Here is a 16,045-nt window from a genome sequence, read left to right as displayed (position 1 = left end):
CAGTGGGAAGAGCACAACCTACTCGTCAGTATTCTTTTCAGGTCGGAGGCCTCACGTGCGTGAGTTCAGTGTCCCCCTCAACTTCACCGTTCCCGACGACGGATCCGCTGTCGACGCGGTGTACGCCCACGCCGAGAAGAACCCGACGCTTGCTCTCTTCAAGCGGCGGACGGGCGGCACGTGGGTGGACGTGACCGCCCGCGAGATCGCCGAGACGGTCACCGCCGTCGCCAAGGGCCTGATCGCGTCCGGCGTCGGGCCGGGCGACCGCGTCGCCCTCATGTCCGGCACCCGGTACGAGTGGCCGATCCTCGACTTCGCGATCTGGTCGGCAGGCGGCGTGACGGTCCCGGTCTACGAGACCTCCTCCGCCGAGCAGGTCCGATGGATCCTCCAGGACTCCGCCGCGGTGGCGCTGATCGTCGAGAACGCCGCCCACACGGACACCGTTGCCGGCGTCGTCGGCGACTTCCCCGGCCTGACGACGGTCCTGCAGATCGAACCCGGTGACGACGAGCCCGGTGCGATCGCGACCCTCGTCGAGCGCGGCGCCGACGTCGCCGACGACGACGTGCGCGCCCGCACGGCAGCGCTGAAGGCGTCCGACCCCGCCACCCTGATCTACACCTCCGGCACCACCGGACGCCCCAAGGGCTGCATGCTCACGCATTCGAATCTCATCGCGGAGTCGAACGCCATCGCCACGTCCGGCTTCGGGGCGCTGCTGCAGCCCGGGCGACGCAATCTGATGTTCCTGCCGCTCGCGCACGTCCTCGCGCGGGCCGTGAGCCTCGCCGCGTTCAACGCGGGCACCACCGTCGGCCACACGTCCGACACGAAGAACATCGTCGCGATCTTCGGCGAGTTCAAGCCCGACTTCATCCTGTCGGTGCCGCGCGTGTTCGAGAAGGTCTACAACACCGCCCGGCAGAAGGCGCACAGCGAAGGCAAGGGCAAGATCTTCGACGCGGCCGCCGAGGTCGCGGTCGAGTGGAGCCAGGCCCAGGACACCGGCGGCGCGGGCTTCTTCCTGAATCTCAAGCACACCGTCTTCGACAAGCTGGTCTACGGCAAGCTCAAGGCGGCCCTCGGTGGCCAGTGCCAGCTCGCCATCTCGGGCGGTGCGCCGCTCGGTGCGCGACTCGGTCACTTCTTCCGCGGCCTGGGCGTCACCATCTACGAGGGCTACGGCCTCACCGAGACCACTGCCGCGATCACCGTCAACTCCCCCGGCAACCAGAAGGTCGGGACCGTTGGAAAGCCGTTGGCAGGCAACTCCGTTCGCATCGCCGAGGACGGCGAGATCCTGCTCAAGGGCCCGGTCGTGTTCACCGAGTACTGGAAGAACGAGGCCGCCACGAAGGACGCCATCGAGGACGGCTGGTTCCACACCGGCGACCTCGGTTCGCTCGACACCGAGGGCTACCTGAGCATCACCGGCCGCAAGAAGGAGATCATCGTCACCGCGGGCGGCAAGAACGTCGCCCCCGCGGGCCTCGAGGATCACCTGCGGGCGCACCCGCTGATCAGCCAGGCCCTCGTCGTCGGCGACCAGAAGCCGTTCATCGGCGCACTGATCACCATCGATCCGGAGGCATGGCCGGGCTGGCTCGAGCGCAACGAGAAGGCCTCCGATGCGACCATCGAGAGCCTGATCGCCGACGTCGATCTGATCGCGGAGATCGACGAGGCGATCGCCGAGGCGAACAAGCTCGTCTCGGCCGCCGAGTCGATCAAGAAGTACCGCATCCTGCCGCTCGACTTCACCGAGGAGACCGGCGAACTGACGCCGACACTCAAGCTCAAGCGCAACATCATCCTGCAGAACCACGGCGCCGCGATCGAGGCGATCTACAGCCGTTAGCGGGCCCGCCGCCCGTGAGTCCTTTCGCCCCCCGCGGGCGAAAGGACTCACGGCGCGAAGCACCTACAGGAGCGACGCGAGCTTCGCGGCGAGCACGTCCCAGCGCCACTGCTCCGCGACCCAGGCCCGTCCCGCGACACCCATCGCCGCCGCGCGGTCACGATCCTCGAGCACCGAGATCACCGACTCCGCCACCGCGGACACCGAGCGGCCGTTCACGACATGGCCGGTCTCGCCTTCGCGCACCGTTTCCGGGGCGCCACCCGACGCTCCCGCGATCACCGGAACACCCGACGCCGACGCCTCCAGGTACACGATTCCGAGGCCCTCAACGTCCAGCCCTGCTCCGCGCGTGCGGCACGGCATCGCGAACACGTCCGCAATCGTGTGGTGTGCGGCCAGTTCCGCGGACGGGACACCACCGGTGAACACCACGTGATCCTCGACTCCGACCGAACGCGTCAATCGGCGCAGCGACTCCTCGTAGGGCCCGCCGCCGACGATCACCAGTACCGCACCGTCGATGGCACGACGAATCTGCGGCAGCGCGCGAATCAGGACGTCCTGTCCCTTGCGTGGCACGAGCCGCGACAGGCACAGGATCGTCGGCCGCTCCCCCAGCCCGTACCGGGCCCGCAGCTCGGCTCGGGCCGCGGGGTCGGGGCGGAACGTCTCACTGTCCACGCCGGGCGGAACGTGCTCGAGCCCGGCCCGCGGACCGAACGCGGCCGAGAACCGTCGCCGCGTGTACTTGCTGACGTAGGTGACGGCGTCGGTGGTGTCCCCGATTCGGCGCAGCGACTGCCGTGCCGCGGGCAACATCGACCATCCGACCTCGTGGCCGTGGGTACTTGCCACAATCCGGTCCGCGCCCGCACGACGCAGGTGCGGCCCGAGCAACGCGAGCGGCGCCGCGGCGCCGAACCAGACCGTCTCGCAATCGTGCCTGCGCACCAGCTTTGCCGCCTTCCGCGCGACGAGCGGAGTGGGCAGCATGAGGGTGGTGGAATGGCGGACCACCTCGAACGGTTGCGCGGCGTCGAACCGGATGTGGCTGTCACCGCGCCAGCGCGGGGCGTACACGACGAGCTCGTGCGCGGGCAGCGCGGACGTCAGGGACTGCAGATAGGACTGGATGCCGCCCGGTCGCGGTGGAAAGTCGTTCGTCACCAGCAGAGTTCGGCGCATGCGATCACGGTAGGCGGTGGTCGACGCGGTGCGGGAAGAGGGGTCGGGTCACCGCACGGTGTCGGACAGCCACGACGCCCACTGTCCGATCAGTTCCTGTGTCGGCACCCCGATCGACGACCGGATCCGGTCGTCGACGGTGGCCTGGTCCGCAGGCCCGGTCGACAGCTCCCCGTACATCGACCGCAGGCTTTCCTCGCCGAATCGGTCGGCGACGAATTCGGCTACGGTCCAGGCGGATTCGTAGGCCGCGAGCGATCGTTCACCGCCTGCCCCGAAGTCGTCGTCGGTGGGGAGGCGAACCGGCGGTCCGTGTGCCGCGACCGCGGCGGACACGGTCGGTGCGACGTCGACGACCTCGGAACCGGAACCGCGGTGACCGACGTAGTCGGCGAACCCTTCGAGGACCCACATCGGTGACCCGTCGACGGTGGTCGACCTGGCCGCGACGTGGGTCAACTCGTGTCGGAGCACCGCCCGCCTGCTCGCCTCCGTGAGCCGCTCTCCCGCGGTGGGGCTGAACACGATTCGCTGACCGGTGACGGTGTCCGACCCCGGTGTCACCGCATCGGACACCGCGACGGCGGCGATGTCCGAGCCGCTGTGCTGATGCCCCACCTGTTCGGTGAACTCCTCCTGGCCCGCGGTGACGAGGACGAGCGCTCGGCGTGGCCACTGCGGCCCCCACACCTCGGTGACCGCGGGAACGGCGGTGACGAGTTCGGCAGCGATGGCGTCGACGCGGTCCTGCTGCCACGGGTGGCCGAGCACCACGGACACGCCGCCATCGGTCGGCACGGAGCGTGCCACGACGGGCCCGAAGTCCCAGGGGCCGCGCCAGGTGCTCCGGTCGTACTGGGGCAGTGCGCCGTCCGAGACGAGCTTCCACTCCTCACCGCGCCGCGCCACGACGAGCGAGACGGGCTTGCGCGTCGAGGCCGTGTCGGCGCCCGCGATCCCGTATCTGAGGAAGACGTGCGGCGCCCACACGTCGGTGGCCTGTAGACGCTCGGCGATGTCTCCGGGGACCGGCGTCTCGGGTCCGGAGCCGATTTCGTAGCCCCAGTCCGCCAACGGCACCCCTGCCAGGTTGCGCGACCGACGCACCTCCGCGGCCAGGAACTCGGGCGCGGCACCCGCGTCGAACAGTGCCGCCAACGCGGCCTCGTCACCCGATCGGACGGCTTTGGCCCACCGGTTCAGTAGGTCCTGCACGCCCTCGCGGCGAGCCTGCTCGAACGGGTTGGACTCCGCGGACACCGTGGAGGGACCGTCCGACTGCTGGCTCAGCACTATCCCCGCTGCGCCCGCGACGGCGACGAGGAGGCCTGCGAGCGCAACCGCCTCCCAGCGCCGAATCCCGCGCCGCGTCTCCCGCGGCGAACTCCCCCGCTCGATGGTCAGTACCGGCGGGCGCCGTAGAACGGATACGCATCCACCGGTGCGACCTTGACGGGCACTCCATAGGTCGACGCGTGCACGATGTTGCCGTCGCCGACGTACATCCCGACGTGGGATGCGTCGTCGTAGTACAGGACGAGGTCCCCGGGCTGGAGATCCTCCCTGCGCACCGGGATTCCGGCCGCCGCCTGCGCCTGGCTCGATCGCGGCAATCCCTTGCCGATCTGCCGGTACGCCCACACCATCAGGCCCGAGCAGTCGTAGCCATCAGGCCCGGTGGCGCCCCACACGTACGGCTTGCCGACCTGGGAGAGCGCCGCCTGAACGGCACTCGTGTTGGACCCGGGAACCAGACCCTTCAGGACGATCGACGGGTCGAAGCCGGGAGGAAAGACCGAACCGGCGAGCTGAGCCTTCTCCGCGCTGCTCAGCTCCGCGAACGCCGCCGTCACGTCGGCGATCTGCTCCTTCAGGTCGCTCTGGGTGCGCTGCAGGTCGTCGCTGATCACCCGTGCGTGCTCGGTGGCGGTCCTGGCATCGTCTGCGGATCTGCGCGAGGACTCCTCGGCGGCGGTGGCGGCGTCACTCGCATCCTTGAACTCGCGCACCTGGGCGGCGGTGTCGGCGGAGAGCACGCTGAGCGTGGACATCTGGTCGAGTAACTGCTGCGGTGAGTCGGACACCATCACCGCGAACAGCCGGTTGACGCGTCCGCCCTGGTAGTTCGCGGCGGTGAGCCGGTCAACGGCCGGCTGGAACCGGGCCATCTCCGCGCGCGCGGCGTCGGCGCGTTCGAGATCCTGCTGGTGGCGTGCCTCCGAGTCACGCTGAACGGCCAGTTTCGAGTCGAGATCGATCTGGGCGTTGTGCATGGCCTCGGCCGTCTGTTCGGACGTGCGCGAGAGCTCGGAGAGTCGTTCGAGGGCCGCGGTCGGATTGTCCAGTGCGGGATCTGCTGCGGCAGGCCCTGCCGTCCCGGCAATCAGGGCGAACGCGAGCACGCCGGTCGCAAGTGCAGTGGACCTACTTCTCGGTGACGCCACGAACCGGGTACTCCTCTTCTCCCGCGCTGAAAGGTCTCGGCAAGGTTACGGAACGGCATACGACGGTGTCCACTCTGACAGACGGGATCTCCAACGCCGACGGGCCCGGCGATCCGAGTCGGATCGCCGGGCCCGTCGTGAGCTCGCCGAGTGCGCCCGCGACACTTCCCCTGTCGCGTGTCACAGCCGCGGTGCGCAGCCTGTCACAGCCGTGGTGCGTGATGCCTCAGTAGCGGCGTGCGCCGTCCATCGGCATGGAGGAGATCGGCGCGCGCTTGACCGGGGTACCGGACGTCGCGGCGTGGATGACCTCACCGTTGCCTGCGTAGATGCCCGAGTGCGAGCCACCGTAGAAGGAGACGACGTCGCCCGGCTGGAGGGCGTTGGTCGACACCGGGGTGCCTGCCGCGGCCTGGTCGTAGCTGGTGCGGGGCAGGTTCAGGCCCGCCTGCTTGAAGGCCCACTGCACGAGGCCGGAGCAGTCGAAGGCGTCCGGGCCGGATGCGCCGTAAACGTACGGTGCACCGATCTTGCTGGCGGCTGCGTCGACGGCCTTCTGACCGGCGGTGATGATGGGGGCCACGGCCGCGGGAGCGCCGGGGACCTGGCCCTGCAGCTGCGCGAGGCCGGGGATCTCGATCGTCTGGGCGGGGACACCCGGGATGTCGAAGGTGCCGACGCCGGGAACGGTGACGGGCTCAGCCAGTGCCGGGGCCGCGGAAGCCGTGATCGCGCCGAGGGCGAGGGTGCTGGCGACGGCGACGCGCCGAGCCTTGGTACTCAGTGTTGCCACGAAAGGAGGGGCCTTTCTTCCATTCCTCCGCCGACCGAGTTAGCTGACGGGTTCGGGCTGGGAAGATCAGCCCTACCCGGCGTCACGCGTGTGCGCTCCGTCGGGATTCACCCCAGAAAACGGTGGGTTCCCGGTTCGAGTCCCTCACGGGAGTTCGATTAGGCGGTACCTCGCGACGCCGCTCCGGTCTGGGGCGGCGAGACTCCGCTAGGTCTCGAGAAGATTACGAAAGCCCCCGAGCGGTGTCGACTCATCGGACGCCGCAAACCAGACATTTCGCCCTAATTGCGCGCAAACCACCGGCTATGCGACACCCGCATCACGAACAGATAACGACCAGGCGGTCTGTGTCTCGCCGGCCGCCTCGACGAGCCGAAGCGGAGGAACGAGCTCCGCATCGGCCAGCACCGCCAACGCAACCCGTTCGTCCTGCTCAAGACTCATCCGCGCGACAGCACCCGACCGAGGGGTCTGCGTGGACTCGTCGAACTCCGGATAACCGAGCAGAACCGTGACGACGCAGTCGCCGCATGCGACACCGCGCACCGCACATCCACTGCAATCAACAATCACTGTGACCCTCGTCTCTTTCTGCGTTTCCGGGCGATTTTCGAGCCCGACAGGGGCAAGGTAACGCCCCCTGCCGACAGGAATGCCCACGACGAATCCCGCTCCGGCGGGCGGTGTCGGTGCCGCCCCCTAATCTCGGCACCGTGAGTTCCCGCGACGCAACAGCACGCCAGTTGACGTTCGACGAACTGGACACCCCGCTCCGGGACACCACCTTCGTCGTCGTGGACCTCGAAACCACGGGAAGCAACTCGGGCGACGACGCAATCACCGAGATCGGTGCGGTCAAGATCCGCGGCGGAGAGGTCATCGGAGAGATGTCGACCTTCGTCGACCCCGGCCGGACCCTCCCACCCTTCATCGTTCAACTGACCGGCATCACGTCCGCGATGCTCGTCGACGCACCTCGTATCGAGCAGGTGCTCCCCAGCTTCCTCGAGTTCGCCCGCGGCGCCGTCCTGGTCGCCCACAACGCCCCGTTCGACATCGGCTTCCTCCGAGCCGCAACCACCCGCTGCGACATCGCCTGGCCACCGTTCCAGGTGCTGTGCACCGTCCGCCTGGCCAGGCGCGTCCTCTCCCGCGACGAAGCCCCGTCGGTGAAGCTGTCCGCGCTTGCCGACCTGTTCCAGGTGTCGACCCGACCGACCCACCGGGCGCTCGACGACGCCCGCGCCACCGTCGACGTGCTCCACGCCCTGATCGAACGGGTCGGCAACCTCGGCGTGCACAGCTATCCGGAACTGGTCGACTACCTACCCAACGTGTCGGCCGCCCAGCGCGGTAAACGGGGCCTCGCGGCACACCTGCCCCGCACGCCGGGTGTCTATCTGTTCCGCGGACCGTCGGACGAGGTCCTCTATGTCGGGACCGCCGTCAATCTGCAGCGACGGGTGCGCGGCTACTTCACCGGGTCCGAGACCCGCGCCAGGATGAAGGAGATGGTCGCGCTCGCCACCCGAGTCGACCATGTCGAGTGCGCGCACGGCCTCGAGGCAGGCGTGCGCGAACTGCGACTTCTCGCCGCCCACGCGCCCCCTTACAACCGCCGTTCCAAGTTCCCCAAGCGCGCCTGGTGGATCACCCTCACCGATGAAGCGTTCCCCCGCCTGTCGATCACCCGGCGCGCGGGCCGCGACGCCCTCGGCCCGTTCACCAACCGCACCGACGCCACCGACATCGCCGCCACGATCACCGAAGCCTGTCGACTCCGGCAGTGCACCAGGAAGATTCGCCCGGACGGCGTCCATGGGCCGGACTGCCCCGACGACGCCGTGGGCGGCTGTCCGGCCGGGAGCACACCGCAGTCGGCCGCGCAGTACTCCGTCACCGTCGACCTGACGCGGGACCTGATCCGCGGCGAGACCGACCGTCCCCTGCTCGCACTGCGTGCCCGTATCGAAGACCTGGCCGCCTCCGAACTGTTCGAGAATGCCGCCCGACTTCGGGATCGGACGGCCGCACTCGGCATCGCGCTGCGGCGCTGTCAACGCCTCGCCGCGGTCGCGGCGATCGACGAGCTCGTCGCTGCCCGTCCCCGCGACGAAGGTGGGTGGGAGTTCGCCGTCATCAGATCGGGACGGCTGGCGTCAGCGGGTGTTGCGGCACGTGGGGTCGCGCCGATGCCGGTGGTGGACGCGCTCACCCTCTCGGCGGAAACGGTTCTCCCGGACCCGTCGCCACTGCGCGGGGCAATGGCCGACGAGGTTCGCCTGGTCGCGAACTGGCTCGACTCGCCGGGTGTGCGGATTGTGCGCGCCACCGACGGCTACCGCGAACCTGCGCGCGGCGCGGGTTCGTGGCAGGAGTGGTGTGCGCTTGCCCGGGGTGCGGGCGAATACGCTGAACGAGCACCGCACCCCCGTCACTAGGAGCGAGATGATCAACGCCATCGTCCTCATTCACGCCGAGGCGAACCGGATCCCCGAGACCGCCCAGGCCGTCGCCGACATCGCAGGTGTCTCCGAGGTGTACTCGTGCGCGGGCGACGTCGATCTGATTGCCATCGTCAAGGTGCGCGGCCACGAGGAGATCGCCGACGTCGTCACGGGCGCCATCAACAAGGTCGACGGAGTGTTGCGGACGACCACCCACATCGCGTTCCGCTCCTACGCGAGCGCCGACGTCGAGGCCGCCTTCTCCATCGGAGAGTGACGGTCAGGCGAACGCCGGCCCCAGTCGGCGTTCGCTAGCCGGCGATGCGCGTGCTGACGTCCACCCAGCGCTGGAGCAGCTCGGCCGCCGCCCCGTTGTCGACGACCTCGACGGCACGCGCGATCCCCGATCGCAGCGCGTCGTCCAGGTTGCCGCCGAGTCCGCTGTAGGCGGCGATCGCCGCGCCTGCATTGAGCACCACCGCATCGTGGACCGGCCCCCGTTCGCCTGCCAGGACCGACCGGGCGATCACCGCATTGGCCTCGGCGTCCCCGCCGCGCAGGGCGTCGAGCGGCACGCGCTCGATTCCCAGCACCGTCGGGTCGATCCGCGCCTCACGCACGGTCCCGCCGTCCACCACGAAGGCCGTACTGGTCGTGGAGGTGGTGATCTCGTCGAGTCCGTCGTCGCCGCGGACCACCAACGCCGACACGCCCCGGCGTGCCAGGACCCCGGCGACCACCGGCTGCAGGTCGGCGAACGCGCACCCGATCAGGCCTGCGCGGGGTCGGGCCGGGTTCGTCAGCGGCCCGAGGACGTTGAACACGGTCGGGATGCCGATCTCCTTGCGCGGACCGGAGGTGAACCGGAACGCGGGATGGAAGGTCGGTGCGAAGCAGAATCCGATGCCGACCTCGCGGACGCACTGTGCGACGGCGGCGGGGTCGAGGTTGATGCGGACTCCGAGCGCTTCGAGGACGTCGGCGCCACCGCTCTTCGAGGACGCCGCCCGGTTTCCGTGCTTGACGACGCGGACGCCCGCTGCCGCCACCACGACCGACGCCATCGTGGAGATGTTGACGGTGTGCTGACGGTCCCCTCCCGTTCCGACGATGTCGACGGCATCGTCGTCCACGTCGAGGGTCCGGGCGTTCTCGAGCATCGCGTCGGCGATCCCCGCCACCTCGGATGGCGTCGGGCCCTTCATCTTGAGCGCAACGCCGAACGCCGCGATCTGGGCCGAGGTGGCGTTGTCGGACATGATCTCGCTCATCGCCCAGGAAGCGGTCGTCGCGTCGAGATCCTGTCCGTCCGTCAGAGCGCCAAGCACCTCGGGCCACGTCGCCATTCCAACCGCCTCTTGTCGTCGCTGCAATCCGCAAGGCAGCTTAGTCAGAGCGCAGCGTCCCGCGGAGGTTGCAGGGCATCCCAACCCACGACGGTTCCTCCCGCTCGCTGCGCCAGACCCGCCATCCGCGACTTCTCCTGTGAGCAGTGCAGTGCGTCGAGGGTCTGGGTGCGTTGCAGGACGACGGCGACCAGACCGTCGGACACCTCCACTCGGGGCGCGTCGACAGGATCCGAGGCCATCACGTACCCGTCCTGGGCGGCCAGCTCGACGGCGCGATCGACGCTGTCCCCCGGCAGCCGGAGATGGTGCCGCAGGACAGCCTCGTCCTGCTCATTCCACGCGGGTGCGGTCTCGGCGCCACGGGCCAGTGCGGTGCTGCATGCCTCGGCGTCGTCGAAGCTCGACACGACCACCACCAGATCGGTGCGCTCCGCGTCCAGCGCCACCGCCTTACCCCGTCCGAAAAGCTGCTTCCACCACCGCGCCCCAGTCATGCGTTCAGCCTGCCATGAGCACCGACCTGCACAATCGCGACTTCGGGCATACTGGAATTCGGGCACGACGCGCCAACAGCGGACCCGGGTGGTCCTCTCGTACGACAACGCGTCATACTTCCTTCTGTGACGAGCGCAGTAGGGACCCAAGGATCCGCAATCACCCAGCGCGTGCACTCGCTGAACCGGCCGAACATGGTCAGCGTCGGCACCATTATCTGGCTGTCCAGCGAGCTGATGTTCTTCGCTGGTTTGTTCGCGATGTATTTCGTCGCGCGTGCACAGGCGAACGGCAATTGGCCGCCGGAGCCCACCGAGTTGAACCTGGCACTCGCCGTGCCGGTCACCGCGGTGCTCGTGGCCTCGTCGTTCACCTGCCAGATGGGCGTTTTCGCCGCCGAGAAGGGCGACGTCTTCGGCCTGCGCCGCTGGTATGTCCTCACCCTGGCCATGGGCACGTTCTTCGTGCTCGGCCAGGCGTACGAGTACATCCACCTGGTGGAGCATGGCACGACGCTGTCGAGCAGCGCGTACGGCTCCGTCTTCTACATCACGACCGGCTTCCACGGCCTACACGTGATCGGTGGTCTCGTCGCCTTCGTCTTCCTGATTGTCCGAACCAAAGTCAGCAAGTTCACCCCGGCACAGGCGACGGCAGCAATCGTCGTCTCGTACTACTGGCACTTCGTCGACATCGTGTGGATCGGCCTGTTCGCCACCATCTATTTCATCCGTTAGCAGCTGAACGCAGTACCCAGCCCCAGCCCGTTCAGTCCGTCCCGCGAGACCAAAGGGATACAGATGAGTTCATCCCCCCCTTCAGCAGCCGCCGACAGCGCGTCTGCAACACGAGCCCGTCGTCAGCGCAAGTTCCGCCGCCGGATCACCGGCGCGCTGATCCTGATGATGGGACTTGTCGGCGCCGGCTTCCTCGCCTCGGCCCTCACGCCCACCCCGCAGGTCGCCACGGCGTCCGACGACGCATCGGCGTTGATCCGCGAGGGCAAGCAGCTCTACGACACCTCGTGCGTCACCTGCCACGGTGCGAACCTGCAGGGTGTCCAGGACCGCGGCCCGAGCCTGATCGGTGTCGGTGAGGCAGCCGTGTACTTCCAGGTGTCCTCCGGCCGCATGCCGATGGTCCGCAACGAAGCGCAGGCCGTCCGCAAGCCGACGAAGTTCGACGCCCGTCAGACCGACGCCATCGGCGCCTACATCCAGGCCAACGGCGGCGGCCCGACCACCGTGCGGGACGAGAACGGCGAGATCGCGACGACGTCGCTGCGTGGTGACGACATCGCCCGCGGCAGCGAGCTGTTCCGGCTGAACTGCGCGTCCTGCCACAACTTCACCGGTCGCGGCGGTGCACTGTCGTCCGGCAAGTTCGCGCCCGAGCTCGACGCCCCGAACGAGCAGCAGATCTACCAGGCGATGGCCACCGGTCCGCAGAACATGCCCAAGTTCTCGGATCGCCAGTTGAGCCCGGACGAGAAGCGCGACATCATCGCGTACATCAAGTCCGCCAGCGAGACCCAGAGCCCCGGCGGCTACGGCCTCGGCGGTTTCGGCCCCGCCTCGGAGGGCATGGCCATGTGGGCCATCGGAATCGTTGCCGTCGTCGGCGCAGCAATGTGGATCGGAGCAAGGTCATGAGCGACGCCGGACACGGCGGTACGCCGAAGAAGGACTACACGAAGGAAGAACTCGACGCGATGAGTCGCGACGAGCTCGTCACCCTCGGCACCAACCTTGACGGTGTCGACGTGGCGTTCCGTCGTGAGCGTTGGACCGTCGAGGGAACCAAGGCCGAGAAGCGCGCCGAGCGCGCCGTCGCCTACTGGTTCGCTCTCGCAGGCATCTCCGCGGTCGCGTTCATCGCGATCTACCTCTTCTGGCCCTGGGAGTACAAGGGCATGGGCGAAGAGGGCTACGACAAGTACAGCCTGTACACGCCGCTCATCGGTTTGACGATGGGCCTGGCGATCCTCGGGCTCGGTGTCGGCGCGGTGCTGTTCACCAAGAAGTTCGTTCCCGAAGAGGTGTCGATCCAGGATCGTCACGACCAGGGCGGCTCCGCCGAGGTCGACCGCAAGACGATCGTCGCCGAGCTGGCCGATTCGCTGGAGACCTCCACGATCGGTCGCCGCAAGATCATCAAGCGCACCCTCGGTTTCGGTGCGGGTGCACTGGGTGTCATGGCGATCATGCCGCTCGGTGGCCTGATCAAGAACCCGTGGGCCAAGGGCGACAACTCCGACCTGTGGACCTCCGGCTGGACCCCCACCTTCCCGGGCGAGACCATCTACCTGCGTCGCTACACCGGCCGTCCGCACGACATCGTCCTGGTTCGCCCGGAGGATCTCGACGCGGGAGCCATGGAGACGGTTTTCCCGTTCCGTGAGTCCGAGCGCGGCAACGAGAAGGCGCTCGCGCACGCACTCAAGCGCGCCGACAACCCGGTCATGCTGATCCGTCTTCGCACCGAGGACAGCGACCGCGCAATCCGGCGCAAGGGTCAGGAGAGCTTCAACTTCGGCGACTACTGGGCCTACTCGAAGCTGTGCACCCACCTGGGCTGCCCGACCTCGCTGTACGAGCAGCAGTCCAACCGGATTCTCTGCCCGTGCCACCAGTCGCAGTTCGACGCTCTGCAGTACGGCAAGCCGATCTTCGGTCCCGCGGCTCGCGCTCTGCCCCAGTTGCCGATTACCGTGAACGAAGAGGGTTTCCTCGTCGCCAACGGTGACTTCGTCGAGGCCCTCGGCCCCGGATTTTGGGAGCGTCGTTCATGACAACCATCACTGGCGGCCAGACCAAGGCCGCAGCTCACGCCGCGAAAGCCGGCGAGAATCTCGACTCGCGCTACCACCTGGCAGCCGGGATGCGAAAGCAGATCAACAAGGTCTTCCCGACGCACTGGTCATTCATGCTCGGCGAGATCGCGCTGTACTCGTTCCTCATCCTGCTGATCTCGGGTGTGTACCTCACCCTCTTCTTCGACCCTTCGATGGCGGAGGTCGTCTACAACGGCGCCTACCAGCCGCTTCGCGGTGTCGAGATGTCGCGGGCGTACGCGACCACCCTGGACATCTCGTTCGAGGTCCGCGGCGGTCTGTTCGTCCGACAGATCCACCACTGGGCCGCGCTGATGTTCGCGGCGTCGATCATCGTCCACCTGCTTCGCATCTTCTTCACCGGCGCGTTCCGACGCCCGCGTGAGGCGAACTGGGTGATCGGCTGTCTGCTGCTCATCCTGGCGATGTTCGAGGGCTTCTTCGGCTACTCGCTCCCCGACGACCTGCTGTCCGGCACCGGCCTCCGCGCCGCCCTGTCCGGCATCACCCTGTCGGTCCCGATCGTCGGTAGCTGGCTGCAGTTCTTGATCTTCGACGGCGACTTCCCCGGCACGCTGATCATCCCGCGTCTGTACGTGGCGCACGTGCTGCTCGTTCCCGGCATCATCCTGGCCCTGATCGGCGCGCACCTCGCGCTGGTCTGGTACCAGAAGCACACGCAGTTCCCCGGAACCGGCCGCACCGAGAACAACGTCGTCGGCGTCCGAATCCTGCCGGTCTTCGCCCTCAAGGGTGGCGCGTTCTTCGCCTTCACCTTCGGCATCCTCGCCGTCATGGGTGGCGTCCTGCAGATCAACCCGATCTGGAACATCGGCCCGTACAACCCGTCGCAGGTGTCCGCGGGCAGCCAGCCCGACATCTACATGATGTGGACGGACGGCCTGGCCCGACTGTGGCCGGCGTGGGAGCTCTACCCGTTCGGCCGGTACACGATCCCCGCGGTGTTCGCTGTCGCGCTGATCATGGGCCTGGTGTTCACGGTGCTGATCGCCTACCCGTGGATCGAGAAGAAGTTCACCAAGGACGACGCGCACCACAACCTGCTGCAGCGTCCGCGTGACGTGCCGGTCCGTACCGGCCTCGGTGTCATGGCCGTGACCTTCTACGCGATCCTCACGATCATGTGCATCAACGACATCATCGCGTTCAAGTTCGACATCTCGCTCAACGCGATGACGTGGATCGGCCGCATCGGAATGGTGCTGCTGCCTCCGATCGCCTACTTCGTCACCTACCGGTTCTGCCTTGGCCTCCAGCGCAGCGACCGCGCGGTGCTCGAGCACGGCATCGAGACCGGCGTCATCAAGCGCCTGCCGCACGGCGAGTACATCGAGGTTCACCAGCCCCTCGGACCGGTGGACGATCACGGCCACCCGATCCCGCTCGAGTACCAGGGTGCCGCGATCCCGAAGAAGATGAACAAGCTCGGTTCGGCCGGCAAGCCCGGTTCCGGCAGCCTGCTGTACGCCGACCCGGCCGACGAGGCAGCCGCGCTCCTCGCCGCCGAGCACGAGAAGGAGCACGAGCTCCTCACGACGCTGAAGGACTACCAGGACGAGGTGCACGGCATCGAGTCCGGTGCCAAGAGCATCGAGTCTGCGGACGGCGACACGAAGCACTGATCGCAGTCGGCAACGACAACGGGGAAGGCCCCGAACCCACACGGGTTCGGGGCCTTCCCCGTTGTCGTCCCGGACCGTCGATGCCTCGGGTACATCTCACGCGCGCGCAGGCACCGCTCCCCTACCCCACCGCCTCCGAGTTCCTCAGAACGCGCCGTAGGGCGTTCAACGCCCAGTGCTGACGCAGGAGAACCTCGTCCGGGCCGACACCGAGGAGCCGTGCGGTGCGCTCCACGGACAGTCCGCGCACGACGCGCAGATGCAGTATGAGCCGCTGGTGCTGAGGGAGTTCGGCGATCAGGCTCGTCGCGTCGACTGTCGTCACCCCGTGATCGTGTCGAACGACAGGTCCCGGGTGGAAGAGGTGGGTGTCCCGAGCGTCCGGGACGATGTCGTCCCGGACCAGGACCGACCGCCCGACCACAGCAGCGGCCTACCATTCGGTGATGATCCTGGAACACGCTCCCTGGTGGTGAAGCCCGGTATGACCACCGAATTCGAGTCCGCGTTCGGTCACGCCAAGCAGATCGTCGCGGGGATGCCGGGCTTCCGAAGCCTGAGCCTGTCCCGGTGCATCGAACGACCCGGCGCCTATCTACTGCTCCTCGAATGGGATGCGCTGGAGGACCACACCAAAGGGTTCCGCGGATCTCCCGAGTATCAGCAGTGGCGTCGCCTGTTGCACCACTTCTACGAGCCCTTCCCCACGGTCGAGCACTACGAGCAGGTCGACGCCGTTCGCCCCTGAGATCGAATCTGACGGCCTTCTCGTCGGGCCTGAATGCCGGATGACCAACCGAAGGGAACACGTCGTGGCCGCGATCGGGGCGCTCCTACTCGTCGTCGGCACGGTGGGAACCGTCGGCGCCATCCTGTTCGGTGGCCCCTTCATCGGTCAGTGGGCGCTGCCCGCGTCCGTGGCCTTCGTGATCGTCGGGGTCATCGGCGTGGTCCTCATCGGAGGACGACGTCGCTAGCGTGAGCTGTGC

The 16,045-nt window shown here is 67.9% G+C and carries 17 protein-coding genes and 1 riboswitch; of the genes, 9 read left to right on the top strand and 8 right to left on the bottom strand.

Features of this window, described 5'->3' with window-relative positions:
- The first annotated feature begins 55 nt into the window (after positions 1 to 55).
- Positions 56 to 1,864, top strand: a complete 1,809-nt coding sequence (locus tag RHCRD62_RS12485) for an AMP-dependent synthetase/ligase (protein ID WP_050065002.1) — start codon at positions 56 to 58, stop codon at positions 1,862 to 1,864.
- A gap of 63 nt (positions 1,865 to 1,927) precedes the next feature.
- Here RHCRD62_RS12485 and RHCRD62_RS12480 read toward each other — a convergent pair whose 3' ends face one another.
- The 5 genes from RHCRD62_RS12480 to RHCRD62_RS12460 all read right to left on the bottom strand — a co-directional run bounded on the left by RHCRD62_RS12480 (position 1,928) and on the right by RHCRD62_RS12460 (position 6,862).
- Entirely contained in the window at positions 1,928 to 3,052 is a 1,125-nt protein-coding gene (locus RHCRD62_RS12480) for a glycosyltransferase family 4 protein (protein ID WP_050065001.1), read from the bottom strand.
- Between the two features lie 48 nt (positions 3,053 to 3,100).
- Entirely contained in the window at positions 3,101 to 4,312 is a 1,212-nt protein-coding gene (locus tag RHCRD62_RS12475) for a hypothetical protein (RefSeq protein ID WP_367379643.1), read from the bottom strand.
- Between the two features lie 140 nt (positions 4,313 to 4,452).
- Entirely contained in the window at positions 4,453 to 5,496 is a 1,044-nt protein-coding gene (locus RHCRD62_RS12470) for a C40 family peptidase (RefSeq protein WP_050065000.1), read from the bottom strand.
- 226 nt (positions 5,497 to 5,722) lie between these two features.
- Positions 5,723 to 6,289, bottom strand: a complete 567-nt coding sequence (locus tag RHCRD62_RS12465) for an NlpC/P60 family protein (RefSeq protein ID WP_050064999.1) — start codon at positions 6,287 to 6,289, stop codon at positions 5,723 to 5,725.
- 12 nt (positions 6,290 to 6,301) lie between these two features.
- Positions 6,302 to 6,464, bottom strand: a riboswitch (cyclic di-AMP (ydaO/yuaA leader).
- Positions 6,465 to 6,592: 128 nt separating this feature from the next.
- Positions 6,593 to 6,862 (bottom strand): hypothetical protein, encoded by a 270-nt coding sequence (locus tag RHCRD62_RS12460; protein WP_050064998.1) that lies wholly within the window; start codon positions 6,860 to 6,862, stop codon positions 6,593 to 6,595.
- A gap of 140 nt (positions 6,863 to 7,002) precedes the next feature.
- Here RHCRD62_RS12460 and RHCRD62_RS12455 point away from each other — a divergent pair, with 140 nt between their 5' ends.
- Together RHCRD62_RS12455 and RHCRD62_RS12450 are read left to right on the top strand one after the other, a co-directional pair.
- A complete protein-coding gene (locus RHCRD62_RS12455; RefSeq protein WP_050065258.1) occupies positions 7,003 to 8,730 on the top strand; it encodes a DEDD exonuclease domain-containing protein in 1,728 nt (575 codons plus the stop codon).
- 7 nt (positions 8,731 to 8,737) lie between these two features.
- Entirely contained in the window at positions 8,738 to 9,013 is a 276-nt protein-coding gene (locus RHCRD62_RS12450) for an Lrp/AsnC family transcriptional regulator (protein ID WP_050064997.1), read from the top strand.
- Positions 9,014 to 9,047: 34 nt separating this feature from the next.
- On the opposite strand, the gene trpD is transcribed toward RHCRD62_RS12450, so the two are convergent.
- Together trpD and RHCRD62_RS12440 are read right to left on the bottom strand one after the other, a co-directional pair.
- Positions 9,048 to 10,082 (bottom strand): anthranilate phosphoribosyltransferase, encoded by a 1,035-nt coding sequence (trpD, locus tag RHCRD62_RS12445; RefSeq protein ID WP_050064996.1) that lies wholly within the window; start codon positions 10,080 to 10,082, stop codon positions 9,048 to 9,050.
- A 44-nt stretch (positions 10,083 to 10,126) separates the two neighbouring features.
- Positions 10,127 to 10,579, bottom strand: coding sequence for a hypothetical protein (locus RHCRD62_RS12440; protein WP_050064995.1), 453 nt, complete (start codon positions 10,577 to 10,579; stop codon positions 10,127 to 10,129).
- Positions 10,580 to 10,705: 126 nt separating this feature from the next.
- Between RHCRD62_RS12440 and RHCRD62_RS12435 the strand changes: the two genes are divergently transcribed.
- The 4 genes from RHCRD62_RS12435 to RHCRD62_RS12420 all read left to right on the top strand — a co-directional run bounded on the left by RHCRD62_RS12435 (position 10,706) and on the right by RHCRD62_RS12420 (position 15,056).
- Positions 10,706 to 11,317 carry an aa3-type cytochrome oxidase subunit III gene (locus tag RHCRD62_RS12435; protein WP_050064994.1) on the top strand — a complete coding sequence of 204 codons (612 nt, stop codon included), beginning with the start codon at positions 10,706 to 10,708 and terminating at the stop codon, positions 11,315 to 11,317.
- 63 nt (positions 11,318 to 11,380) lie between these two features.
- Positions 11,381 to 12,232, top strand: a complete 852-nt coding sequence (locus RHCRD62_RS12430) for a cytochrome bc1 complex diheme cytochrome c subunit (protein ID WP_171018589.1) — start codon at positions 11,381 to 11,383, stop codon at positions 12,230 to 12,232.
- Entirely contained in the window at positions 12,229 to 13,371 is a 1,143-nt protein-coding gene (locus tag RHCRD62_RS12425; protein ID WP_050064992.1) for a cytochrome bc1 complex Rieske iron-sulfur subunit, read from the top strand. Before RHCRD62_RS12430 ends, RHCRD62_RS12425 begins: the two co-directional genes overlap by 4 nt.
- Positions 13,368 to 15,056, top strand: coding sequence for a cytochrome bc1 complex cytochrome b subunit (locus tag RHCRD62_RS12420; RefSeq protein WP_050064991.1), 1,689 nt, complete (start codon positions 13,368 to 13,370; stop codon positions 15,054 to 15,056). Before RHCRD62_RS12425 ends, RHCRD62_RS12420 begins: the two co-directional genes overlap by 4 nt.
- A gap of 121 nt (positions 15,057 to 15,177) precedes the next feature.
- On the opposite strand, the gene RHCRD62_RS12415 is transcribed toward RHCRD62_RS12420, so the two are convergent.
- Positions 15,178 to 15,381, bottom strand: a complete 204-nt coding sequence (locus RHCRD62_RS12415) for a sigma factor-like helix-turn-helix DNA-binding protein (protein WP_172671055.1) — start codon at positions 15,379 to 15,381, stop codon at positions 15,178 to 15,180.
- Between the two features lie 159 nt (positions 15,382 to 15,540).
- Here RHCRD62_RS12415 and RHCRD62_RS12410 point away from each other — a divergent pair, with 159 nt between their 5' ends.
- Together RHCRD62_RS12410 and RHCRD62_RS12405 are read left to right on the top strand one after the other, a co-directional pair.
- Positions 15,541 to 15,804: an antibiotic biosynthesis monooxygenase family protein gene (locus tag RHCRD62_RS12410; protein ID WP_050064989.1), complete on the top strand. Its 264-nt coding sequence runs from the start codon at positions 15,541 to 15,543 to the stop codon at positions 15,802 to 15,804.
- 40 nt (positions 15,805 to 15,844) lie between these two features.
- Positions 15,845 to 16,033 (top strand): hypothetical protein, encoded by a 189-nt coding sequence (locus RHCRD62_RS12405; protein WP_050064988.1) that lies wholly within the window; start codon positions 15,845 to 15,847, stop codon positions 16,031 to 16,033.
- The last annotated feature ends 12 nt before the right edge of the window (positions 16,034 to 16,045 follow it).

The sequence above is a fragment of the Rhodococcus sp. RD6.2 genome (assembly GCF_001040705.1).
Taxonomy (GTDB): domain Bacteria; phylum Actinomycetota; class Actinomycetes; order Mycobacteriales; family Mycobacteriaceae; genus Rhodococcus_G.
The sequence above is the reverse complement of the archived record's forward strand: the minus strand, read 5'-3'. Positions and strand labels throughout refer to the sequence as shown.